The sequence below is a fragment of the Gottfriedia solisilvae genome (genome assembly GCF_002128405.1).
GTDB classification, from domain to species: Bacteria; Bacillota; Bacilli; order Bacillales; family Bacillaceae_G; genus Gottfriedia; species Gottfriedia solisilvae.
The window spans coordinates 407,259-432,236 of record NZ_NETJ01000004.1 but is presented as its reverse complement, the minus strand read 5'-3'; the positions used below and the strand labels follow the sequence as shown (position 1 = coordinate 432,236).

The 24,978-nt window shown below is 33.4% G+C and carries 17 protein-coding genes; 12 read left to right on the top strand and 5 right to left on the bottom strand.

Annotation, left to right across the window (positions count from 1 at the left end):
• The first annotated feature begins 51 nt into the window (after window positions 1-51).
• From CAB05_RS15330 to CAB05_RS15320, 3 genes are all read left to right on the top strand, one after another.
• On the top strand, window positions 52-873 hold the full coding sequence (locus CAB05_RS15330) for a flagellar hook-basal body protein (RefSeq protein WP_088001324.1): 822 nt from the start codon (window positions 52-54) through the stop codon (window positions 871-873).
• Between the two features lie 105 nt (window positions 874-978).
• Window positions 979-1,401 carry a 3-hydroxyacyl-ACP dehydratase FabZ gene (gene fabZ / locus CAB05_RS15325; protein WP_088001322.1) on the top strand — a complete coding sequence of 141 codons (423 nt, stop codon included), beginning with the start codon at window positions 979-981 and terminating at the stop codon, window positions 1,399-1,401.
• A gap of 186 nt (window positions 1,402-1,587) precedes the next feature.
• Window positions 1,588-1,977, top strand: a complete 390-nt coding sequence (locus CAB05_RS15320; RefSeq protein ID WP_088001320.1) for a hypothetical protein — start codon at window positions 1,588-1,590, stop codon at window positions 1,975-1,977.
• Between the two features lie 708 nt (window positions 1,978-2,685).
• Here CAB05_RS15320 and CAB05_RS15310 read toward each other — a convergent pair.
• Both CAB05_RS15310 and CAB05_RS15305 read right to left on the bottom strand, forming a co-directional pair.
• Complete coding sequence (locus CAB05_RS15310; RefSeq protein ID WP_088001316.1) at window positions 2,686-5,442, bottom strand: DEAD/DEAH box helicase; 2,757 nt, start codon at window positions 5,440-5,442, stop codon at window positions 2,686-2,688.
• Window positions 5,420-7,051, bottom strand: coding sequence for a hypothetical protein (locus CAB05_RS15305; protein WP_088001314.1), 1,632 nt, complete (start codon window positions 7,049-7,051; stop codon window positions 5,420-5,422). The genes CAB05_RS15310 and CAB05_RS15305 overlap by 23 nt, the downstream gene beginning before the upstream one ends.
• Before the next feature lie 326 nt (window positions 7,052-7,377).
• On the opposite strand from CAB05_RS15305, the gene CAB05_RS15300 reads away from it, so the two are divergent.
• The 3 genes from CAB05_RS15300 to CAB05_RS15290 all read left to right on the top strand — a co-directional run bounded on the left by CAB05_RS15300 (window position 7,378) and on the right by CAB05_RS15290 (window position 9,991).
• Window positions 7,378-7,833 (top strand): C40 family peptidase, encoded by a 456-nt coding sequence (locus tag CAB05_RS15300; RefSeq protein WP_088001312.1) that lies wholly within the window; start codon window positions 7,378-7,380, stop codon window positions 7,831-7,833.
• A gap of 95 nt (window positions 7,834-7,928) precedes the next feature.
• Window positions 7,929-9,560, top strand: a complete 1,632-nt coding sequence (locus CAB05_RS15295; protein WP_088001310.1) for a M14 family metallopeptidase — start codon at window positions 7,929-7,931, stop codon at window positions 9,558-9,560.
• Between the two features lie 230 nt (window positions 9,561-9,790).
• Window positions 9,791-9,991, top strand: coding sequence for a cold-shock protein (locus CAB05_RS15290; RefSeq protein WP_056469390.1), 201 nt, complete (start codon window positions 9,791-9,793; stop codon window positions 9,989-9,991).
• Between the two features lie 220 nt (window positions 9,992-10,211).
• Here CAB05_RS15290 and CAB05_RS15285 read toward each other — a convergent pair whose 3' ends face one another.
• Window positions 10,212-10,697 (bottom strand): CarD family transcriptional regulator, encoded by a 486-nt coding sequence (locus CAB05_RS15285; RefSeq protein WP_235821518.1) that lies wholly within the window; start codon window positions 10,695-10,697, stop codon window positions 10,212-10,214.
• Between the two features lie 192 nt (window positions 10,698-10,889).
• Between CAB05_RS15285 and CAB05_RS15280 the strand changes: the two genes are divergently transcribed.
• Both CAB05_RS15280 and CAB05_RS15275 read left to right on the top strand, forming a co-directional pair.
• On the top strand, window positions 10,890-11,831 hold the full coding sequence (locus tag CAB05_RS15280; RefSeq protein WP_158093294.1) for a lipase family protein: 942 nt from the start codon (window positions 10,890-10,892) through the stop codon (window positions 11,829-11,831).
• Between the two features lie 228 nt (window positions 11,832-12,059).
• Window positions 12,060-13,166 (top strand): hypothetical protein, encoded by a 1,107-nt coding sequence (locus tag CAB05_RS15275; protein WP_088001307.1) that lies wholly within the window; start codon window positions 12,060-12,062, stop codon window positions 13,164-13,166.
• An 80-nt stretch (window positions 13,167-13,246) separates the two neighbouring features.
• Here the strand turns inward: CAB05_RS15275 and CAB05_RS15270 are convergent, their stop codons facing one another.
• Window positions 13,247-14,443: a HupE/UreJ family protein gene (locus CAB05_RS15270; protein ID WP_235821516.1), complete on the bottom strand. Its 1,197-nt coding sequence runs from the start codon at window positions 14,441-14,443 to the stop codon at window positions 13,247-13,249.
• A 317-nt stretch (window positions 14,444-14,760) separates the two neighbouring features.
• Here CAB05_RS15270 and CAB05_RS15265 point away from each other — a divergent pair, with 317 nt between their 5' ends.
• The 4 genes from CAB05_RS15265 (at window position 14,761) to CAB05_RS15250 (ending at window position 23,271) form a co-directional block, all read left to right on the top strand.
• Window positions 14,761-21,009 (top strand): Ig-like domain-containing protein, encoded by a 6,249-nt coding sequence (locus CAB05_RS15265; RefSeq protein WP_088001305.1) that lies wholly within the window; start codon window positions 14,761-14,763, stop codon window positions 21,007-21,009.
• 155 nt (window positions 21,010-21,164) lie between these two features.
• Complete coding sequence (locus CAB05_RS15260; protein WP_088001303.1) at window positions 21,165-21,938, top strand: tyrosine-protein phosphatase; 774 nt, start codon at window positions 21,165-21,167, stop codon at window positions 21,936-21,938.
• Window positions 21,939-22,022: 84 nt separating this feature from the next.
• On the top strand, window positions 22,023-22,595 hold the full coding sequence (locus CAB05_RS15255) for a hypothetical protein (RefSeq protein WP_088001301.1): 573 nt from the start codon (window positions 22,023-22,025) through the stop codon (window positions 22,593-22,595).
• A 163-nt stretch (window positions 22,596-22,758) separates the two neighbouring features.
• Entirely contained in the window at window positions 22,759-23,271 is a 513-nt protein-coding gene (locus tag CAB05_RS15250; RefSeq protein ID WP_088001299.1) for a signal peptidase I, read from the top strand.
• A 200-nt stretch (window positions 23,272-23,471) separates the two neighbouring features.
• Here the strand turns inward: CAB05_RS15250 and CAB05_RS15245 are convergent, their stop codons facing one another.
• Window positions 23,472-24,638, bottom strand: coding sequence for an acyltransferase family protein (locus CAB05_RS15245; RefSeq protein WP_088001297.1), 1,167 nt, complete (start codon window positions 24,636-24,638; stop codon window positions 23,472-23,474).
• Window positions 24,639-24,978 lie beyond the last annotated feature (340 nt).

Here is a 24,978-nt window from a genome sequence, read left to right as displayed (position 1 = left end):
TAAAAACAATGTTATGAAAACAGCCAAAAATAAATTGAGGAGGGAAATTCTATGAATCGCATGCTAACAATCGCATCTAATACAATGGGACAATTACAGAACCAATTAGATGTAATTAGTAATAATATTGCCAATGTAAACACAGTAGGGTATAAACGTCGTGATACTAACTTTAGTGAAATGCTTACTCAACAGTATGATAATCAAACGCGTTATGATCAAGAGTTGGGTCGAAACACGCCTTTTGGAGTTCGTTATGGAGTAGGTGCAAAACTTGCTCATACAGCACTACAATTGGACGCTGGTGCAATTCAACGTACGGAACGAAAGCTTGATGTAGCTTTAGTTCAAAAAAATCAATTTTTCCAAGTGAATGTGACTGAAAATGGTCGAACGGAAACTAGATATACAAGAGACGGATCTTTTCAACTATTACCAATAAACGGTGATGGTTCTAAATTACAGCTTTCTACGAGTGAAGGACACCCAGTATTAGGTACGAATGGTCCGATTATTGTGGACGGTAACGCTAAGGACTTTTCTTTTAATGAAACTGGTGGTCTGACAGTAACAAATCAAAATGGAACAAGAACGAATTATCAACTTGCCGTAGTAAATGTTTTGAAGCCCCAAAACTTTGAAAGTGCAGGCAGTAATTTGTTTCGAATTTCGCAAGCAGCAACAGCGGGACAAACAGTTCGTCCGATTAACGCAAATCAAGTAAGTACGATGGGTGGCGTGCTAGAGCAATCAAATGTCGATTTAGCGACATCAATGACAGACTTAACTATTACCCAAAAAGCTTATCAATTCAGCTCTCGTGCAATTACAATGGCTGATGAAATGAGCGGTTTAATTAATGGATTGCGTTAAATAATAAAATAAGATAGTATATTACTTATAAAAAATAGAAGCTGGTCTTAAGACTTGCTTCTTTTTTGTACGAATCAGTCAAATGAATCTAGGAGGAGTAATAAAATGTTAGATATCCAAGCAATTAAAGAGATTATTCCACATCGTTATCCATTTTTATTAGTTGATCGAATTGTAGAGCTTGAAGAAGGAAAGCGTGCAATTGGTTTAAAAAATGTAACGGCAAATGAAGAATTTTTTAATGGTCATTTTCCAGAATTTCCTGTAATGCCAGGAGTATTAATAGTTGAAGCTCTTGCACAAGTTGGGGCAGTTGCTGCACTAAGCTTAGAGCAAAATAAAGGCAGACTTGCATTATTTGCTGGTATCGATAATTGTCGATTTAAAAAGCAAGTAGTACCAGGTGACACACTTAGACTTGAAGTTGAACTTGTGAAAATGCGCGGACCGATTGGTAAAGGTAAAGGCGTAGCAACAGTTGACGGTCAAGTTGCATGTGAAGTTGAATTAACATTTGCATTAAAATAACAAGATATTTCTTACCTTACCAATTATTTCAAAAAAACGGTTCTTGATTTTGCCATACCACGTGTAAATTGTAGAATAATTTAAATTATTTTGTTGTAATTCGTCTTTTTATGGTATTATAACAATGTTATCAAAAAATACACCTTAGAGAATTTACAAAAATTTTAAAACGGGGGTATGTACATCATGCTCAAAGATTTACCACGTGGTACGAAAGTTAGCATTACCAACTCTATCAAAACTGCTTTTGAATTATATATGAGGAACTTAGAGTGGGATTTAGAAGCGTATAGCTGGGATGATTTCTTAGCTGAGTGGAAAAGTTACAATGAGCAATACGCTTCATGGCAATCAACTGTTGAAGATTCAATCTTGAATAGTGAACAGTTTCACCAAGAATTAGCTACAAAAATGAACGCAGATATTACAAAAATTTTGAATGATGATCCTACAGAAGATCAAATTCAACAAATCGAGCAACTAGTAAAAGAGCTAAAAGTGGAAGACCCATCTTACTCTTGTAAATTAGAAGCTAAATATCATATCGAACGCCTTCAAGAAATGCAATCGGTATAATAACTAGAAAACAGACCTGTATAGAGGTCTGTTTTTTATTTTGTTTATTATTAAGCTCTGTTAAAAAAGAATGTAGATTTCCATTCCAGGTACTTCGCTTTCCATGGAGCGTGACTTGAGCCTCCTCGGCGAGCCTCCGGGGTCTCAAGTTTCCCGCATCTCCCATAGGAGTCTTCGCACCTTCCATTCCAATTACTCTCGAACCAGCTATTCTCCTACCATAATATTAATTATGAGTATATATGAATAAAACAATAAATAAATAAATACAATGTATGATTTCTAGTTTTCTAAAAGCAGTTAGATTTACATGCCATTTCGCCATTGTTTTAGCAAATAAAGCATTATTGTTGTTATTAAAGATTGGTTCTCTTTTCTTAAGTTAAATACAACTAAAAAGGTACCAAATAGGATATAAATTGTAGATTTAGACTATTCAAGATTATCACTTCTTTAAATTTATTGTTTTAAATATATTTTAGAGTGCATTGAAAATAAAGAACGAGATTGCAACGGAAGGCAGCTCGACTCCTGTGGGAAAAGCGGGAAAGCTGAGACCCCGCAGGCGGGCCGAGGAGGCTCAGCTCACGCCCCACGGAAAGCGAGCAGCCAGGAGTGGAAATCAACGCAATCCTCTATTTAAAACAATAAAAAAGGGAGCCTCATGTCGACAGCCCCCAAAATGTCATTCCTTTTTATTTTAACTTATTAAACACCCAATAGATCTGCTAACTCATCCATTGATAGTTCAGTAATCCATTGTTCGCTAGTTATAATCGTATCATTTAATGATTGTTTGCGTTGTAGCATTTCATCAATTTTTTCTTCTAGTGTACCAATCGTTACGAACTTATGGACCTGTACGAACTTTGTTTGTCCGATTCGGTAAGCCCGGTCTGTCGCTTGATTTTCAACTGCTGGATTCCACCAACGGTCAAAGTGCATTACATGGTTTGCAGCTGTTAAATTTAATCCAGTTCCACCTGCTTTTAGTGAAAGGATAAATATCTTTACTTCACCATTTTGAAAACGATTAATCATTTGGTCACGAGCAGTTTTCGGTACACTTCCATTTAAGAAAAGTACTTCTTCTCCAAATTTTGATTGAATAGCTTCTTTTAACATATCACCCATTCTGACATATTGAGTAAAGATTAGACAGCTTTCATTTTGTTCTAAAATCGGATCAATTAATTCAAATAGTCGTTCAACCTTGCTTGAACGATCTTCAAATTCGACAAGTTGTGATTCTTTCAAAAACAATGAAGGATGATCACAAATTTGTTTCAGTTTATTTAACATCCACAAAATACGACCGCGTCTTTCAATCCCACTTAAAGTATCAATTTGCTTTAAACTATCCTGAACGACTTGTTCATATAAAGCTGCTTGTTCAACAGACAATGGACATAGCATTTTTTGCTCTTGCTTTGGTGGTAAATTTAAGGCTACATCCTCATCCTGTTTTGTTCGTCGGAGTAAGAAAGGTGCGATTAGTCGATGAACTGCACTAATTTTTTCCTCATCTCGATCTTTTTCAATTGGATTGACATAATTTCCAACAAATCGATTTAAAGTACCTAAATAACCTCTATTAATAAAATCAAAGATTGTCCATAGCTCTGTTAAGCGATTTTCCATTGGCGTACCAGTTAATGCAATACGATGCTCGGCTTTTAATCCACGAACTGCTCGAGATTGTTTCGTCGATGGATTTTTTATATTTTGAGCCTCATCTAAAATGATACTTTTCCATGCATATTGCTTAAGGTCTTCGTAATCCAGCACACTTAAAGCATAAGAAGTAATGATTATATCAACATCTCTGACAATTGAAAGAAGGTCAGAACCTTTTAGTCGATTTCCACCGTAATGAACATGAATCGTTAAACCAGGATAAAAAGTTTCGATTTCCCGTTTCCAGTTATTGATCACAGATGTAGGGCAAACGATTAAAGAGGCACCTCGTTGTTCCTCGTGCTCTTTTCTATATGCTAAATATGCAATCGATTGAATGGTTTTCCCAAGCCCCATGTCATCTGCAAGTAATGCGCCGAATCCCATGTTTTTTAAATGAATGAGCCATTCAAATCCTTTTTGCTGATATGCTCGTAAAGTTGCTTGTAGTCCAGCTGGTTTTTCTAAATCTGGAACATCATTAATAGATGTAAGACGTTTAGTTAATTCGCGGAAAACATCATCAACTTCAATTTCAACTTCAGCAAACGGTGAATTGTCATCCTCAACTTTTTCAGAACCTTGAAGTAATTCGTGTTGCAGTACTTCATGGAATCGTAAGCCCTGCTTTTCTGCTTTTTCCATCATTTTCTTCATTCGTGCAATAAAGGCTGGGTCGAGTGCTATCCATTGTCCATTAAATTGAATTAATCTTCGTTGGTTTTCAACAAATTGCTGGAACTGCTGTTCAGAAAGCTCCATTCCATTTGTAGAGATTCGCCAATTAAAATCAACCAGTGTTTCCATATTGAAGAATGAATTTCCTGTAGGCTTGCCTTTTACGCTTGCTTTTAGCGTCATTTTGTTTTGCTTTAAAGCCTGCCACCAACTCGGCAACAGTACTTGGATATTTGCAGAGAGTACCTTTTCACTATCTTCTGTCAAAAATGTCCAAGCATTTTGCTCCGAAAGAATACTTCTCGGTTGATTGTCTTCAATTAAAGTAGGAACAAGTAATCCAACACCCTGAAACGTGCGATCTAAATATTCTGCATATGATGCATGCTTACTATGGAGGGATGGATGTCCACTATATTCATATGGTTTGATTGCTTTTCGCTCATCTATTAAATATGTACGTAAATGCCAATCATCATGTTCACTCATCGGTTCTTCAAGTACTAAGCGAATAGAGAATGGAACATCATCATCTCTAAGTCCGATTTTCACATGCCAGTCATCCTCATCGATACTATGAGTGAGCTGTTGTTTTAAGTAAGTAGGATTATGATATAGACCTCTTGCAATCTCCCATTTTTTTGAGTGAATTGAACCAATCTCAAACTGTTGCTTAATTGCTGCAGATACTAATTCCTGTACAGTAGGCTCCAAAAGCTCTGTACCATCGATTCTCCATAATTCATTTCCAGCTTGATAATGAGCAAAACTTGGGGAAACCTGCCCTTCATGAAATGAAGGATAAAGATGCGAAATAATTTGATGAAATTCCTTTGCTTCATCAAGATAAGTTACTTCTACTAAAGAATTCTCATGATGTTCTTTGAAAAAAGTCAGTGCTTCAATAGGAGTTAATAGAATTCCCTCAATCTGTCCAACTCGACTTGATTGTAGTAAAGTCCCATAGTATGAAGGTACATGCCACTGAAACAATAGATGCTTCCATACGCTTACCGGTAAAATGCCACCGTGACTTTGCATCCCATAAATGAGTAGTCCTTTATTCTCTACCCATTTTACCGCAACACTAAGATTTGCTAGTCGCTTCATTGACTAATTTTCCTTTCCTTAATTCCTCTTGAAGTGCACGTAAACGAATAAATTGAGATTCAATATAATGAATATAATCATTCCATTCATCGATACGCTTTAATTTCTTGTAATTAGTTTTCAGTTTCTTTAAATATCGAACTGCTAATTTATAATTAGAACGACCCTTTAGCTCAATGTAATATAGAACCATATGATGATAAATTGGAAGAACAGATTGTGGGTCATGCTTATGTGCTTCCTGTAAATCATGTTTATCTATTTGTTCAGGTTGATACGAATATAAATACATTTGTAATTCAGTCCAACGCTTATACTCCTGATTATGCATTAAATAATCTGTATACTGCATCTCACTATAAGGAAGAAGCGCTTGGTAAACGACTTCTAAGCCAGCCGTTTGATTTGTATAGAAGCTATTGTATTCATAATGTGATAGAAAATGTTTTGCAAAAGTGCTCTTTGCATATTCATCATTTCCATGTTGGAGATAGTGTAGTAGCATTTCGTAATATAAAGGTAAAAATTTTGAAAGACGTTCAGTTTCATTATTTTTCCGTAAGTTTTCAATCCAATATGTAAAGCTATATATAGTACGTTCATTCTGACTATATTTTTTCAAAATGGCTAGCATGTCATCATCATTTTTTAATAAAAAGTGAAACTGAGCCATACCTAAGTCAACATAGTAATCCTCTGGGAGCTTCGATAATTCTTCTAAATCTTGGTGTAATTTCTTCTGATTATTCAATAACTCCTTATATACATGACGAAATGAATTATATCTCGGTATTAAACAAAGCTTTCGATCAAATAGTAAAGCTTTTAGCTGTTGTCTAAGCACATCCTCATATTGATGTGAAACAGAACCACCAGTAATATTATGCAACTGTCTACTTACGGCCTCTATTTGATTTTCTAGCATTGTCATTTCTCTTGGTAATTGGGCATTATCATAGACCGTACTTTGAATTTCAATTTGATTCACCATTTTATTCATCGTGAATATGGCTGCTAGAAGCTGGTACTGTAGTTTTTCCTTTTCTTGTCGAGGCTGTTGATTTAACAATCCATGATAAAAACGTTCGTATAAAGGGTAAACAAAATAAACATCTTGGTAAAATGATGTTCTTTGTTGTTCTATATACTCCTTATATTTCTGTTCAAATAATTCTACAGTTTCCTTTGGTTTATCTTCTTGAATGATATTCATCTGATCAAGCAATTGTCGGCCAGTCATAATATTTGGGATACTTTTCAAACTCGACTGCTTAAATTTCCTCATGATGTCTCCGACCAAAGAAAATGATGCTGCTGCATAGCATAAAAGCGCAATCTGATGTTGGCATGGAGGTGCTTCGTAACAATCACATCCATTTTGATCATGATTATTTATATGTAATATTGGTAAATGAATTTGATCTGCTTCTTCTACCACTCCGACAATTCTACCGTCTCTAACTGAAACATTATAAACTTGTCCTTGTCGATAAAGCTGTAAGCCACTTTCAACAAGCTCCGCATCTCTCATATTTTGTGGAGAAAGCTTAGAAAAAAGGGAGTATGAGAGTTCATAAATCACATCTTTATTTAAATCACGTTGAAGCATTCTCTGCCTCCTAACTCGTAACATTCTTATTGGTAATTATACCCTAAACAGATACGTTTCACATAGTTGAAAAGGAAAAAGTATCAGTTCACGCATTACTTATGATGAAAACAGAAATAAATGAGTTAATTTAAGTGAAAAAAGTAGGATTCAATAGAATATTGACTATTGATGCTGCTTTTTTTGTAAATTACTGGTGTATTTAAATAAATAGTAAACAACTTGTAATATATCTGTAACATAAGGGAGAAAAAAACATGATATTATCGAATTATCAGATAAATTGGTATATAAAGTAGAAACATACATGTCTAGGAGTGAAAAGAATGAAAAAAGGTTTTATACTACTTTCAGTAATTTTCCTATTCCTAGTTGGACAACCTCTAAGTAAAACATCAGCCGCAACTATGGATGGTAATGATATCGTAAATGAAGCAAAACAACATATAGGTGTAGATTATGTTTATGGAGGCACAACTCCAAATGGATTTGACTGCTCAGGATTTACTCGTTATGTATACAAGGAAGCAGCGGGAATTAGTTTACCACGTTCTTCTTCTGATCAATACGATGTTGGTAAATCTGTATCTAAAGATGATTTAGAGCCAGGTGATCTAGTGTTTTTCAGCAATACATACAAATCTGGTATTTCACATGCTGGAATTTATGTTGGAAATAATAAATTCATCAGTGCTTCAAGTAGTAAAGGAATCAAAATTGACTCTCTAAGTGGAGGTTATTGGGGACCTAAATATGCTGGAGCAAAAAGAATCATAAAGTAAAAGAATAATAGACATATAAATAAGCTCCCTATGCAGGGGGCTTTTCGTTTTTAATAGACAACATTGTAATTTACTAACTAGAGAGGTGAAACGTTTTGAAAAAGTTATTTATAAGTTTTATTGTTTTTTTCTTAACATTTAACATGGTTAAGGATGTTTTTGCGGAAGCTTCCACTGATCAAGTGGTTCCAGAAAAATGGGTGGTTACATTAGAAGTAGCTGAACTAACAGTACAAAATGTAGAAACTGGAGAGATATCAACTGTACAAATTCCAGCTAATCAATTATTAAAGGTTGAAAAAGAAGATACTGAAGTATTTTTTGTACAATACAACGAAACTTTAGGTTCTGTTCTAAAAAGTAAAGTTCGTGATGCTACATTATGGGAGATCAATCCAACTGAAAAAGTTTTTAAAGTCATGGCAAATACAAATCTATTACTAAATGAAAATGGTAAGTTAGTAAATAAAGGGATTGTAAAGAGTAATACTTTATTTGAAAAAATAGGTGAAAAAGATCAATACCTTATTATTCAATACTTAAATACAACTGCTTATATAGAAAAAAATAATACAGTTCCAGTACCAGGTGGAAAAATACCTGTGCCAACTATTTCAATTAAAGCAGTTAAAATAAAGGTTGGAATGACGAAACGAGCTACAAAAATTGTAAATGCAGTAAATAAATCAAACATCATTGCGGAGATTCCGGCCAGTCAAAGGATAGACATTAAAGGAGAATATGATTCTTTTTATGTAGTAAAAGTTGGCGGGAATACTGGATTCATTACGAAAACCAATATTTCTCTTAAGACCAATAATTATGTAAATCCATCAGGTGACTATAGCTATAATGAAATGATTGCCGATTTACAAGAATTAAATGCATGGTATCCTTCATTTACAAAGGTAGAAATCATTGGCAAATCTGTTGATGGACGAAATCTTTATTCGATTAAACTTGGAACGGGTAAAGAAGAGATTAGTTTAAATGCTTCTCACCATGCCCGTGAGCATATGACAACCAATGTGTTAATGGAAATGCTTGATCAATATGCGAATGCTTATGAAAAAAATACAAAAATAAATGGCTATGATGTAAAAAAACTATTAACAAGAACATCTATTTACTTTGTACCAATGGTGAACCCTGACGGGGTTATGTTAGTACAAGAAGGTGCAAATAGTGCTAAAAACCCGAGCCAAGTCATTAAATTAAATAATGGAAGCAAGAACTTTAAGGCTTGGAAAGCAAATATTCGAGGCGTTGACCTAAATCGTCAATATCCAGCAAATTGGAGTAAAATTAGTGGAAATAAACCTAAACCTGGACCGGATAACCATAAAGGTAGTAAACCTTTAAGTGAACCAGAAGTGAAGGCTTTATATGATTTTACGAATAAACATAACTTTAAAAATACAGTCGCATATCATTCTTCTGGCAATATTATTTTTTGGCACTATAATCAAAAAGGTAGTCAGTTTACGAGAGATAAAGCGATCGCTACTAAACTTTCAAAACAAACAGGTTATAGTCTAGTTGCACCTGCTAAAGGTGGGGGAGGCGGTTATAAAGATTGGTACGTTGCAGTAAAAAAACGCCCAGGATTTACAATTGAAATCTCTCCATACGTAGGAAATAAACCTGTACCACATTCATACTTCAATAGTATTATGAAGAAAAACTTACCAATTGGATTAATATTGGCTGCAGAACCTTCTAAATAAAGGGTTTTATAAAGTACTATATTAGAATAAAGGACTTTATTTTTTAAAAATTAGAACACAATTTGTTTTTCAGTAAAATCTGTGGTACAATAACTACATACTTAATAAGAATTGGTTAATTCAATTCATGTGTTAAAAGGGACGAATTTTCATCCTGTTATAATGTGTGTATTTTTTCTTAACAATACTCATTAAGTGTAAAAAAAACAGGATATATGGAGGTTCGCATTATGAACACAGGTACAGTAAAATGGTTTAACGCAGAAAAAGGTTTTGGATTCATCGCAGTTGAAGGTGGAGACGATGTATTCGTACATTTCTCAGCTATCCAAGGCGAAGGTTTCAAATCTCTTGAAGAAGGCCAAAAAGTAAGCTTTGAGATCACTCAAGGTAACCGTGGCGCTCAAGCTGAAAACGTAGTTAAATTATAATTCTCACTTATGAGATGAAAGACTGTTAGCAATTTTGCTAACAGTCTTTTTTTGTATTTTAGTAATTCCAATAAAACTAAAATGTACTACCTAGTAGATTGTTGAGTTGAAACTGTAAGTTAAGCTTCAAATAGAAGTCCCTATAAGAGTAGTGTGACCAAGTTTAACAAGCGTAAAACAGATAAATAAAAAAAGAGCTGAATTCAGCTCTTTTCTTCATTTATTTTAATGCCTCATTAATAAATTCAGTCGCTTCAAGTTGAGAGATACCTTTAATCAAACTTAATTCTCCTACAAACATTCTTTTTGCAGTGTCGAGCATTTCTTTCTCACTTGGGTTTAATGGTTTTTCTTTACTTTGTAATGTTAAATCACGTACAACTTGTGCACCAGCTAGTAATTCACCCGATTTGAGTTTTTTCATATTTACATCATACTTTTGTTTCCACGATAATGAGTCGTCTGGATGACCATTTGAAAAATCATCTAATACAGTTTCTAAGTGGTCGTGATCTTCTACTAATCGTATTTTCGTTCTTGAAACATTCCCTTTAGGAATCATTAACTTCATATTACTGGAAGGCATATGGATAATGTAATATTGCTGTGTTACACCCTGTATGACCTTTTCTTCAATGGAATCAATCACTGCAGCTCCTTGCATGGGATAAATTATTTGATCGCCAATTTTGAACAATGTATCCACCTCCGAAAAACCTATGATAAATCAAGTATAACATTGTTTAACGAAATAACAAAATTTTTATAATATCATTTAAAAAGTAAAACTGTCAATAAAAAACATGTATAATTTTAGACTTTTTTGGGAAAAAGATGAACATGTCGAATGGTCGTGGACATAATATGGAGGGAGAGATTGTCGGAAAGGAGGGTGTTCATGAATTATCGTGTTGTTTTATTTTGTGTCGCAGTATTAACTTTTTTTACATCAACAGGTTGCAGTGAACAAAGGGTTCTAGAAAAATTACCAGAGAGTGTTTTAGAAAATTTACCAGATGGCGTAATGTTAACAGCTGCAGAGTTATCCTATGAACCTTTTCTAAAAAATGAAATTGGTAAGCAATTGACTGAACATCAAGGTGTTGCTGAACCACTTTATACAGAAATGCATGAGCGGTTAAGTGATTATGAGTTAGTTTCATTAACATCTGGAAAAATCGGTTTTTCAGCAATTGCTCTAAAAAATATGAAAGACAATAGTCTTTTATTTGCATTTAGTGGATTAAAGAGAATAAATTTACAAGATATATATCAGAGATTAATCGGTTTTGATTCACCTGAAAATGCTTCACCAGTAGTTGTTGATGCACAAGCTCAGCAAGCATATAAATGGGTAAAGCAAATCTTAAATAAAAAAGAAAATGCTGGTGCGAGTGTTTATGTAACCGGACACTCATTTGGGGGTTATTTGGCACAGTATATAGGCTATCAACTTGTGCAGGATGAAAAAATGAAAGACCACCCATTTGTACAAGGAGTTACATTTAATTCGCTTGGGGTCTTATTAGATAATGGATCTAAAAAACTTCATACGAAAACCGAAAAGATTCAAACGCTATTCAAACCAATTTTTACAAATTATATTGTAAAAGGTGATCCTCTAGATTACGCTAGTAAGACATTTTTTGAAGAAATTACAGGTTACTCATTGCAACATCTTGGAAACGTAAATTATATTACAGTAGATGAAAACTATAAAAAGTCCTTGCAAGCTTTGGAGAAAACAAGAGATTTATGGACAAAAGCGAAGCAATTAAAACCTCTGTATCCATACCATGATCTAGCTGGTTTTGAGACTAACTTCTGGACGGCACAGTAGTAATATTTGGAAATATCAAAAACAGTAAAAAGCTATTATCTTTAACGGTAATAGCTTTTTTATTTGCCATACTTCCTAAATAGAGAAGTATGAAATAAATAACTATATTAGTATTTTAATTATTCAAAATAATAAAAATATTAGTAGACTGCTTTTTCTTTATCATATACAATCTACTTAGTTGGTATATTCTAGCAATTAATGAACATATAGGAGTGATTGATTAGTATGAAAAGAAAATTTTCTAAACGTAATGTACTAATGACATCTTTGTCGGCAGCTTTAGTAGCATCTGCCTTAACGCCTTCAGTAATTAGTGCTAAATCAGTGAAAGAACCAAAATTAACAGTTAAAAAAGTAACTGCAGTGAATACAAAAACAGTAGTTGTAGAATTTAACAAAGCAGTTGATAAAAAGTCTGCGGTAAAAGTGAACAACTATTCATTTGCTAAAAACAGTGGGATTACAGTAACGAAGGTTACATTGTCTGGAAATAAAGCACTTTTAACAATTAAAGGTGTTGAAAAAAGAACTGCATCATTTACTGCAGCTCTAACAGTTTCAAAAGTAAAAGATAATAAAGGTAAAGTAATGGCTACAACGAAAGTAAATGTTAGCTTTAAAATTGCTGCAAAAGCTGTAACACTTACAAAAGTACAAACACTTGATATGAATAAAAATGGTAAGTTAGATGCTGTTACAGTACAATTTTCAGAGCTTGTATCTGGTGTAGATAAAGCTGACTTTAATGTAGAAGGTTACACGGTAACAAATGCTTCTTCTAAAGGACTAGTGACAACGCTTACACTTGAAGAGCAAGCAACAAGTGATTTAACTGCTAAACCAGCCGTAACATTTGTTGGTGAAGTGAAGGATGGCTCTGGTAATGTAGTTAAATCAATTAAGTCAACTCAAACAACAGCTGGATTTATTGCTGTAAATTTAGGTGGTACAAGTTTAGCATTTAACACTGAGCAAGAGTTCATTGTAAATGCAAAGCTTCCTGAAACATTTACAAGACCAGCAGGTTCAGAGCTTAAATTTAAAGTATTGATCACAAAAGATGGTGCTCCAGTTAAGAATCTAACATTTGGCTACTTAGCAGGATATGCTCTTGAATCAAAAACTAATAGCCAAGGTATTGCATACGTACCAGAAGTTGATCAAGTAAGTGATCTTTCACTAACACTATTAAAAATGGCTGAAGGCTATCCAGTTCCATTTAAAATGAAACTTCCTTCAGTAGGAAACTATGAAATTAAAGTAGAATTAGTAGACCACAAAGCAAATGATGCTGCTGTTGAGGGTGCTAGTTACAAATATGCTTTAAAGTAAATTAAAAAAGCTAAAGGAATGATGTTTCCTTTAGCTTCTTTTTTTAATTTATTGTGACTGATTGTTTGAATGTAAATCAGTTACATTAATCTTTGAACTAACCATATTAATCCAAGAATAAAAATGAAAACTGAACCTATTTTTACATATTTTTGGTATTTTGTAAGAGCTTGTAGTTTTAATAAGATTGGCACGATTAGAAGTGCAATACATAGTTGGATAAACTCAATTCCAAGATTGAAATTTAATAATGCTACAGCTAGATTTGATTTGGGAAGTTCCATTTCTTTTAAAATGCTTGCGAACCCCATCCCGTGAATTAAACCAAATATAAATGTAATTGCCCATCTATAGTTAATCTTTTCTTTGAATATATTTTCTATAGCAACATAACAAATACTAAGTGCGATCACTGATTCAACAAATTTAGAAGGTAGGTCAACAATTCCAAAAACTGCTAGGGTTAATGTAATACTATGTGCAATGGTGAAAGCAGTGATTGTTCCGATAAATTGTTTTAATGACTGCCTGCTTAGTAGTAATGCAAATAAAAATAATAAATGATCATATCCAGTTAGTATATGAAGCATGCCTAGTTTGAAAAATGATAGCCAAGAAGAAGTATCTTCATCAGATTTAGAATCAGTTACTTGTTTTGTATCTTGTGCTTGTCCATCGGTTGATTGTTGATCTTGTTGAGCTTCTGTTAAAAGGATTGTCCATGTTCTACTTGTTCCTTGTAGAGCAGCTTGGCTCGTTTCAGATCCATAAGTAGCTGTTAATAGATTTACATAATTCGTTGTTCCTGAGTCACCTGTGTAGAATCCATCATTTAAGCTGATTGTGTCGCCAGGTGCAAATGCAGGGAAAAGAACTGTAAACTCTATATATTCTACATCCTCTTTTTTTATCTTCTTCATTTTTTCAACGGTTGGTGTTTGTTCTTCGTTGTTCTTATCAAGAGAAAGTTTTTCAGAAACAATTTCTTCTAAATGGTGTTCTTCTTTCTTTAATTCTGATTTTTCAAGTTTAAAATTATTATTTGGATCAATCCCATCGATTAATTCAATAAGAGAAATTGAATCAATTGTGAATGTCATTTCAGTTTGTTCTTTTTCGAACTTAATATTTGTAAAACTAGCACTATAATTATGTGCTGATGCGTTTGGTGGAAGGGCAATAAATAATAGTAAAGCTATTGGTATAAGGCGTAAAATTAAATTATTGGATTTCTTTCTTAGTATAACTTTTTTTAGATTACCAAAAAAATAAAGCACGAAATATCCCCCTGTATTCTATTCTTATATTGATCAATTGGGTCTGCTGTTAGAATGAATATATTTATTAAATATCAAAAATGAAACAACTTAATATAAACATAGAATAATTGAGTTTGTATAGTAGTAATAAAAAATTTACAGAAAATGTAAACTAATTTTAAAATAAACTTATTTCTTTACATTTAAAAATTTCATATAATATTCTAGGCGATATATCTTTATGAAATTACTGATATATTACACGTGAAGAGAAAGGAAAAAAATGTTTTTAAGCAATAAATATTTCACCAAATTTATTAAAGGATGTTGATGAAATGAAGTTAAAAACAAGAAAGATTAAGCGTTGGACAAGCATGGTCATGTCAGCTTTATTATTAACAAGCACGTTTTTGCCGAGTGGGTTAATAAATAGAGCTGAAGCAGCAATTGCTAATCATGTGGTAATTAGTCAGGTATATGGTGGCGGAGGAAATACAGGAGCAACATATACAAATGATTTTATTGAACTTTATAATCCAACTGACAGTGATGTTGTATTAGATAATTGGTCGGTTCAATACGCTAGTTCAACTGGTAGTGGTTGGACATTAACTAATTTAACTGGAACGATCAAAGCTCATGGTTATTTTTTAGTACAAGAAGCAGCAGGAACTACAGTAAGGGATAAGCCTTTACCAACTCCTGATAATACTGGTTCTTTAACTATGGCAGGTGGAGCTGGAAAAGTAGCGTTAGTAAACAATAATAGTGCACTTTCAGGTACCAATCCAACTGGAGCGAATATCATTGATTTTGTAGGTTATGGAAGTGGAACAAATGCATTTGAAGGGACTGGTCCAACAAATCCATCTCTTACAAGCACTACAAGTGCACAACGTAGACCATATGCAAACGTTTCTCCAGGTGGTGGAAAAGGAAATGCATGGGATACGGACGATAATGCTAAGGATTTTGTTGCAGCAACGCCTGTACCAAAAAACACAGCAAGTCCAACTGAAGCTCCTATGGTTTCAAACACGAGCTTACAACCAATTGGAAACAATATTCAATTGAAGAAACAAGATACTGAATGGAAAGTAATAGGACTAACTAGTGCTGTTCCAAGCGGTGCAACTGTAAATATATATGATAGTGTTACAAAAACTACTAAACTATCAACAATCGTTGCTTCTACAGATGGCAGTTTCGAAGTGAGCTTTCCTGCTGGAGAATTAACTTCAGTATTTGTAAGTGCTACTGAAACTACTAAAGATGAAAGCGATGTAATAGAGATTTTAAAAGCGACTGAAAGCGCTTTAATTGATGGAACCAAATTAAGTTACATGGTAGACGGTAATGGTGTAGGTACACTAATTGGGAATAATGGTGCTGGAGTTGCATCTTCAATCATTAATATTTATCCAAATGATACTGCTACTCTATCTGAAAGATTATTAAATCAAGAAGTAAAAGTAAGTGCAACAGGTGCTTTTACAGCTACAATCAATAATGCACCAAACACAATTTATGTAACACAGCAATCAAGCAGTGCAAAAGGGATTAAACTTGAAAGCGCTACAGTTTCAGTTACTAAAACAGTTACAGATCAAGTTACACCAGTAAAAGATGTACGCGTATCAGATTCGACAACTGGGAAACCAGTTAATCTGAATAAGTATTACACAATTGAAGGTGTAGTAACTGTTGATAATGGAATTCTTGGGACGCAGAAGCAAAACTTCTATCTTCAAGATGCAACAGGTGGAATTAATGTATTCAGTACTTCGTATGACCCTGGGTTTAAGGTTGTTAAAGGTGACAAAATACGTGTGACAGGTAAGGTCATTTATTACAATGGTTTAACAGAATTTGATACGACAAGTATTGTAAAAATAGATGAAGGTAATGCTTTACCAGTTGCAAAAGATGTGACAATTTTAGATTTAACAACTTTTGCTGTTGCAGAGCCACTTGAGGGTAGCTTAGTAACACTAACTGGAAAAGTATCTGCAACGGCAAGTACACCACCAAATTACAATGTAACGCTAGTTGATGAAAATAATAAAGCAACTACTTTGAGAGTAATGAGTAATACGGGTATTACGCCGGATACTGATTTAGTTATCGGTAAAACATACACAATTACTGGGATTTTAGGGCAATATACGACAAATGCAAATGCGACGAATGGTTACCAATTGTATCCACGAGGTAAAGGCGATATTGCATCTGTTTTAAATATTTCTCATACGCCTATTACGGAAGACTATAAAGATACAAATATAGAATTCGAGGCAACTGTTGATGGTGCAGAATCTGTGAAAGTTTACTATAGAGCAACAGGTGGTACAACTTATACAGCATTACCAATGATAAAAGGTAGTGAAGGACGTTATACAGTTACGTTAGAAGCGAAGGACGTTCCTTCAAATGGATTTGAGTACTATATCGAGGCGATTGCAGGTGGAAGAACTGTAACTTCTGGTTCAAGTACTGCACCTCATAAAGTATCTTTAAAAGATGATTTAGTAGGTCCATCTTTTAATGGGGAAACACCACAGGATCAATCAAAAGTTGAAACGCCACAACCAGAAATTTCTGTATTAATGAATGACCCAAGTGGTGTAGATGTTGATACTGTTCAATTGTGGGTTGATGGAACTGAAATTAAGGCTCCAGCGGCAACAATTAATAAAAGCCAAGTAAAATATGCTGTAACTCAGGATCTTTCAATCGGAATTCATACTGTAAAAGTATTAGCGAAAGATAGCAAAGGGAACAGTAGTGAAAAACAATGGACCTTTGAAGTTGTTAAACGTTTTACTGGTGGTAAACATTATCGTGGAACAACACATAACCATACAAATATTTCACACGATGGAGCAGGGACACCAGAGGATGCTTTAAAAGCAGGTAAAGCACATAATTATGATTTCTTTGCATTTTCTGATCACTCGCATGATATTGATGCAAGTCTTTCAGGTACAGATAACGTTGACCGTAAAGGGATGACAGAACGTACAGGCGGAGAACAATGGAAATTAACAAAGGATTTAGCAAAACAGTATACAAAAAACGGTGATTACGTAGTATTCCCGGCATTTGAAATGACTTCTACAACATGGGGACATTCAAATATTTTTGGAACTGAAAACTTTATTGACCGTAATATCAATGGAAAACAGTACCAAGACTTAAACAAATATTATTCATGGGTACTAACTTATGATGATATTGTTGGTCAGTTTAACCATCCGGATATGTCAGCAAATGCTTTTAATAATTTTAAACCTTATGATGCTAAAGTAGATAAACTGTTCACAATGCTTGAAGTAGGTAATGGTTCAGGTCACTACGGTTATGCAAATGCTGATAAAAAGTTCTATTCAACATTAGATTTAGGATGGCATGTTGCACCAACTTACGGTGAAGATAACCATGAAGGTTCATGGGGACAAACAAATGCGCGTACAGTTATTGTTGCGGATGATCTATCTCAAGATTCATTAATGCATTCAATGAGAAATATGCGTGTTTACATGGAAGAGGATCCTAACTTTACATTAGATGTGTTAGCAAATGGTTACTACATGGGATCAACAGTTGATAGTAAAACACTTAATTTTAATATTTCTGGTAGTGATTTAGTAACAGAATCACGTACCGATAGCGATTATAGTTATCTTTCATCAAGCTACCAATCTGATGATCGTATTGCAAAGGTAGAATTAATCACAAATGGTGGTAAAGTAGTAGATTCAATTCAACCAATGACGAAGGATTTTACATGGAAACCAACATTTACTGTTCCAAGTGGACAACAATGGTTCGTTGTAAAAGTAACTCAAATGGATGGTGAAAGAATTTATTCTTCTCCAATTTGGTCTAAAGAACAATCAGTAGATGTAAAAGTGAGCGGAATTGATATTGTGGGCGATGTTATTGTTGGAGGGAATCCAGCGACTTTAAAAGCTACAGTTGCTAATAACGGAACGCAAACAATCAACAATTTAAAAGTAGATTTTTACTATGATGAAGTAAAACAAGACAATTTTATTGGCACAAATAATATTTCATCAATCCTATCAAAAAGTTCAGCAACGGCAACAGCGACATGGAATACGCCACTCGTCGGAGACCATCAAATAATTGCAGTTGTGACTTCACTTGATAGTCTAGATATTGGTGATGTTAAATTTAACTTACCAGTAAAAATAAAAGAACCATTAGGCATCAAGGTGTTAATAGATGCATATCACGGTAATGAAAATACGTCTGGTGATAGCGGAACGTATAGAGATAATTTAAAATCTTATACAGTTCAACTTCAAAAAGAAGGCTACACAGTTGTAGAAAATAAACAAGCATTAACAGATGCTGTGCTAAGTAATGTTCAAGTCCTAATGATTACTGCGACTAGAACAGCTTTATCAGCAGACGAAAGAACAGCGGTTGCTAATTTTGTGAAGAATGGTGGTTCTTTACTACTTACAAGTAAGAGTAATAACAGTTCTGATCCAACAATTAGTAATCCATTACTTGCTGACATTGGAACGAAAATTAGAATTAATAATGACGGAGTATTTGATGATAGTAAGTCAGGTAACTTCTGGAGTGACCCAAAAGTATCACCATATGCTGTAAGAATTCACCCAGGCTTAGTTTCAAATTATATTACAGACAGAGTCGCATTCCTTGATTATTATAGTGGAGTTAGTCTTGCCGGAGAAAATAACGGACCACTTGTTGAAGGTGGTAAAGTTGTCATCCTCGGAAAAGGAAACGAAACGACATATGAAGGAAATATTAAAGGTGGATACACATATGATAATATTTCAGATGAAACAGGTGGATCAGCAATTCCATTAATCGCATCTGAGGAAATCGGTGAAAAAGGTCGTATCATCGTTTCGGGAATGAATATCTTTAATGATAAACAAATGGATGAGTCATACGAACCTAAAGGTAATAATGAATTTTCTCTAAATGCAATCAACTGGTTAGCTCATCGCGAAACGAAGGTTTCTAAAATTGGTGATGTGCGTAAGCTTGAAGAAGAAAAAGAAGCAGTGATTGAAGGAACGGTAACGACTGCTGCAGGTGTATTCTTCGATGCATTTTATGTACAAGATGAAACAGGTGGTATCATGGCATTTAAAGAAGCCCCAGAAGGATCTTTAGAAGTCGGTGATAAAGTCAGAATTTATGGCCATATCAAAACGTTTGAGAACAATAAAGAATTTGAGTTTAATAGTTTTGCTACAGATGTAATAAAAGTTGGTAAAACAACCCCGATAACACCTAAAGAAGTGACGACTGGTGCTGCTACATCAGAAGAAAACCAAGGACTTCTTGTTAAAGTGAAGGGTAAAGTAGTATCTAAGTATGACGCAAATTCTTATATCATTAATGATGGATCAGGAGATACTCTTGTATTTACAGATGGATACATTACAAATCAAAGTGGACCTGTACCTGACTTAAAAGTGGGCGATACATTAGAAGCAGTTGGTTTGTCTGGTAAATTTACAGATGGTAGCCGAGTTCGTGTACGAGATACAAAGGAACTAGTAGGGTCAGATACAACTAGCCCAATCTTACAAGTTAATACTTTAAATGATAAAGATGTAACAATTAGCGGAACAACTGAAGCAGGAGCTAAAGTATCTGCAAAAGTAGAGGATTTAGAAATTGGTAAGGCTACAGCAGACAGTACAGGTAAATTTGAAATGAATATTACAAAGCTGGATGCAGGTACAAAGGTTAAGGTAACAGCCGTTGACGAAAATGGTAATGTTAGCGACAGTGTAGAGGTAATTGTAATAGACGCAACTCCACCTTCTGCACCAGTTGTAAATGATGTGAAAGATTTTGAAACAAATGTTTCAGGTAATGCAGAAGCAGGCTCAACAATTATCGCTTATGTTGGAGATCATATTCTTGGTCAAGGTGTAACAAACCAAGATGGACATTTCGACATTTCAATTGGCGAGAAACAAAAAGCAGGATTGGTAATCACTGTCGTTGCAGTTGATAAAGCAGGAAACAGAAGTACTCAGACTGAAGTAACTGTTATCGATGCTACTGCGCCATCTGCACCTGTTGTAACTGAGATAAAAGACTATAGTACAGTAATTGGAAAAGCAGAAGCAGGCTCAACAATCACTGTTTCAGTAGGAAATACAATTCTTGGTCAAGGTATAGCGAATCAATCAGGAAATTTCTCTATTATATTAAGCTCTAAACAAAAAATAGGAACAATTTTATCTATTGTATCTGTCGACAATGCAGGAAACAGAAGTTCTGTAACGCATGTAACAGTAGTTGACACAACTCCACCAGATTCACCAATTGTAAAGGGAGTTGTAAAAGATAATGATAAAAAAATTATGGGAACAGCTGAAGCGAATTCTTTAGTAGTAGTAAAAATTGGTGATGAAATCATTAGTGCTGATACTGCGGATTCAAAAGGAAAGTTCACATTAGAGATTCCAAGACAAAAAATAGGAACAGTCCTATATGTAATTGCAATTGATCAACAAGGTAACGAAAGTACACCAGTAAAAGTAGTTGTACAGAAGTAAAATAGTCGTTTTATAAACCAGGTGCCATTATTGGCATCTGGTTTTTTTATACTTAAAAATATTTTGATGATAATTGATATATTTGCTATTAAAAATTAATTAGATTCATATAAATAAAGATAACAGTTACATAGAAATTTAAAGGAGAAGACTAAATGATTGATATACATTGTCATATTTTGCCTTACTTGGATGATGGGCCACAAATAATGGATGATGCACTTCAATTAGCAACAATAGCAGTAGACCAAGGTATCAAAAAAATTATTGCAACACCACATACGCAAAATGGAGAGTACTCTATTTCTGTTGCGCATGTAAAAGAAACGGTAGATCTGTTTAATCAAGAACTAGCAAAGCATCAAATACCATTAGTTGTATCTCCTGGCCATGAAATTCGAGTAACAAGTCAATTTGAAACTGACTTAATACAAGGTAAATACTTATTTTTAGATGACAAACAAAAATATATTTTAATCGAATTTTCTTCAAGCTTTGTCCCATCAAATGCAAGTCAACTAGTTCATAATTTAGTTTCCAATGGAATTGTACCAATCATTGCACACCCTGAAAGAAATGCGGTGTTCCATCGGAATTCTAATCTTCTATATGAACTAGTTGAAAAAGGTGCGCTAACTCAAATTACTGCAAATAGTGTAGTCGGCAAATTTGGAAGCAAAATTCAAAAATACACTAATAAACTTCTAAAAAACAATCTAACTCACTGTATAGCTTCAGATGCTCATAACACGAAAAATAGAGTCTTCTTCTTAAAAGAAGCCCATCAAGAAATAGAAAAAAGATTTGGTTCAAAAATGAATGGTTATTTATTAGAAAACAGCAAAAAGATCGCTGTAGGTGAAGATTTACTAAAACGTTCACCATCATATATAAAAAGTATATTCTTTCCGTTTCAATTTAAAAAATAGCATTTGTGACTGACATATATTTACGTTTACCTAATACATTTAATAATGAAAACAAATATATTATGTGTGGTAGGGTGTGAATTGATGAAAAAGAAAAACAATAAACAACTCGGCTTCTTATTAATGACCTCAGGACTACTCATCATGCTGATTAGCACAATTGCTTACTACACCTTTTCTTCCACTGTAAGTACAAGCCCGTACACAACTGTACAGTTGGATATGTCAAATAAAGAAATCACAAAAACAACGGATTTAATCTATGTGAAAGAAAAAGAAAAAAATGGCTCATTGTATGAGATCAAACACATACTGAAAAATACAGGCAGAAAAGATATCACGAGAATTACTTTGAAAGGGCTTTTATTGCAAAAAAAGAATCAAAATGAAGCACAATATATTAACATTCAAATGATAAAATTTGGTGACCAAATCTACACTCCTACATTCCTTATAGATCTTGGTTTTGATCTCAACAAAAATCAAAAAGTCTCATTAGACGAATTTTCAAAATGTAGTTTTCCTTTGGGAAGTCTAGTAAAAAATAGAGAAAGAGAATTTACGCTGCAAGGTAAATATGAAAAAGGATTAGCACCATTTAATAGCGATAATCCAGAATCTAGAATTATTATGGATATATCGTATCATTTAGAATAAAAACCATATAAGATATAGACATTTTGAGCGATAAAATGTCTATTTTTTTGTTTTTATGAACATGATAGAGTCGCATGCATACAATAATAGGACAGGAACTGGAATTGAATAAGTATAGTTGTAGCTTTTTTATAACAACTTCTTTAAAGAAGGTTGAGGGGATATGAAAGTATTTGGAAAGTTAGTTAATATTCTATTGGTTGTTATGCTACTCATAACCTCATTTATGATAGTAGAAGCAAAGATTAAAGATTTGCCTCCAACTATATTTGGCCATCAAGTTTATTATGTATTATCTGGTTCGATGGAACCTACTATAAAAACCGGTTCGATAATACTTGTAAAAAAACGAACAAAACAGACAAAAATTACAACTGGTGAGATTATTACTTTCAAAATGCCCTATAATGAACAAATTCTTGTAACACATAGAATTATTGATATCATTAATAATAATGATCAACTGTTCTACACAACTAAAGGTGATGCAAATCCAGTAAAGGATCCATGGATCATTGATAAAAATAGTATTGTATCAGTATATAGTGGAGTAACAATCCCATTTATAGGTCATATTTACAAAGAGATTCATAGTAATTTCATTATTTACTTTTTACTCATTATTTTAGGTTTAATATTAATATCTTATGGAATTAGGTTATCAAAAAAGCAATAATTGCGTAAAAAGGAATCTGCCAATTGGGTAGCCGTGCAGATAATGTGAATAAAATTAATTATAGGTAATTTTCTAAGAGGAGTTCTAAACTCCGAGTACCTAGTACGAATGAAAACCACTTCATATTAATGAAGTGGTTCTTTATGTTCGAACATCTCTCAAACTAAGATCAGTTTATTTTCACATTTTTTAAAAATTAATTACTGATTTTTTGTTAACATTTGTTGAGACTTTATCCTATTACTTTGGCTGGTGCTTACTCGCTTAGCCAATGATCTTCCTAATCGCATACTTGGAACTTCAATAAATTTCCAGGTGGTATAGGCTACTACTAAAGAGAATACGATTGTAATTATGCAAATACTCCAGAATGGCAATGTGTAATAAAAAAGGTGAATACAACTTAACAGAACTAAAGGATGGTATAAGTAAAGGCTGAATGAAATTTTTCCAACGAAAGAAATAGGCTTTGCCATTAAGGCTTTTTCGACTTTTGATGAACCAATCGCGATAATAAAAAATCCGACAGCTCCTAATCCCATACCATATTCTTGGATAATTAAACCAAATTTACTAAATACACTAAACTTAGTTAATACAAGTAGATCGAATATTATTAAACCAGAAAAGTTAAAAAGTAGAATGGAGATCATGAAGAATAACACTTTTTTAATAAATGTTAACTTTTTAAAAAAACTAATGGCATCAGTTTTATGTTTTGCTAAAAGAACACCAAAAATAAATAAAGAAATGTAAGATAATGTATCAATATAAGAACTATGAAATCCATTTGATTTCTGTATTTGAAATACAATGTCCAGTACTTTTATGCTAGTTAAAGCAAAACAAAGTAGAATACTTATTTTCCAGTTTAAACGTTTTATAAGAATGACTATGAAAGGAAATATTAAAGCAATTCTTAGTTCGTGTATCAAGGTCCAAATTACACCGTTAAATGAATCAGCGTGAATGTTCCCGATAAAGTAAATATGTTCTAATAATAATTTTCCATTTAGAACTGTTTTCCATTGACTATCAATATAGCCACTTACACTTCCTATTTTATTAGATAAGAATATTTGAGATAAGATGATGGCAAATGAGATGGAGACTAAGTAAGGAACATAAATTCGAAATAATCTTTTAATCATGTATGAAGTGTACTCAATCTTATCTTCTTTTAAAAATGGAAGTGATAATACAAAACCGCTTAATACGAAGAATAGCATTACTGCTCCATGTGCATTGATTACCCCTGTAGCTTTTAACAGTTTATCGATTACTACTGGTAGTGTAAATAAAGAAAATGAGTGACTTATTAATACACAAAAAGCCGCAAGTCCACGAATCGAGTCTAATTGATTCATTCGAGTTTTTATATTAATCTCTCCTAATAATATTGTTTTTTAAGTATATTCTTTATTAAGAACGGAATTCCTCCTTCATAGAAATAATATATTTGCTTGGATATATTAATAGGAAAGTTTAAAGATATAAAATGTACTAGTTGTTTATAAAATCGATTATTAGACGTAGTTTATCTAGTATTTTTATACAAAACAATTAAAAAAATAAGTGATACTATCCAGCATTAAAACGCTAAATATATTGTCTTGAATTGTCAGAAAAAACAGAAAGATTGATTTGACTTGTTCGTTATAAAGAATTATCATTTAAACATACACTGTTATTACTATTATTATTCAA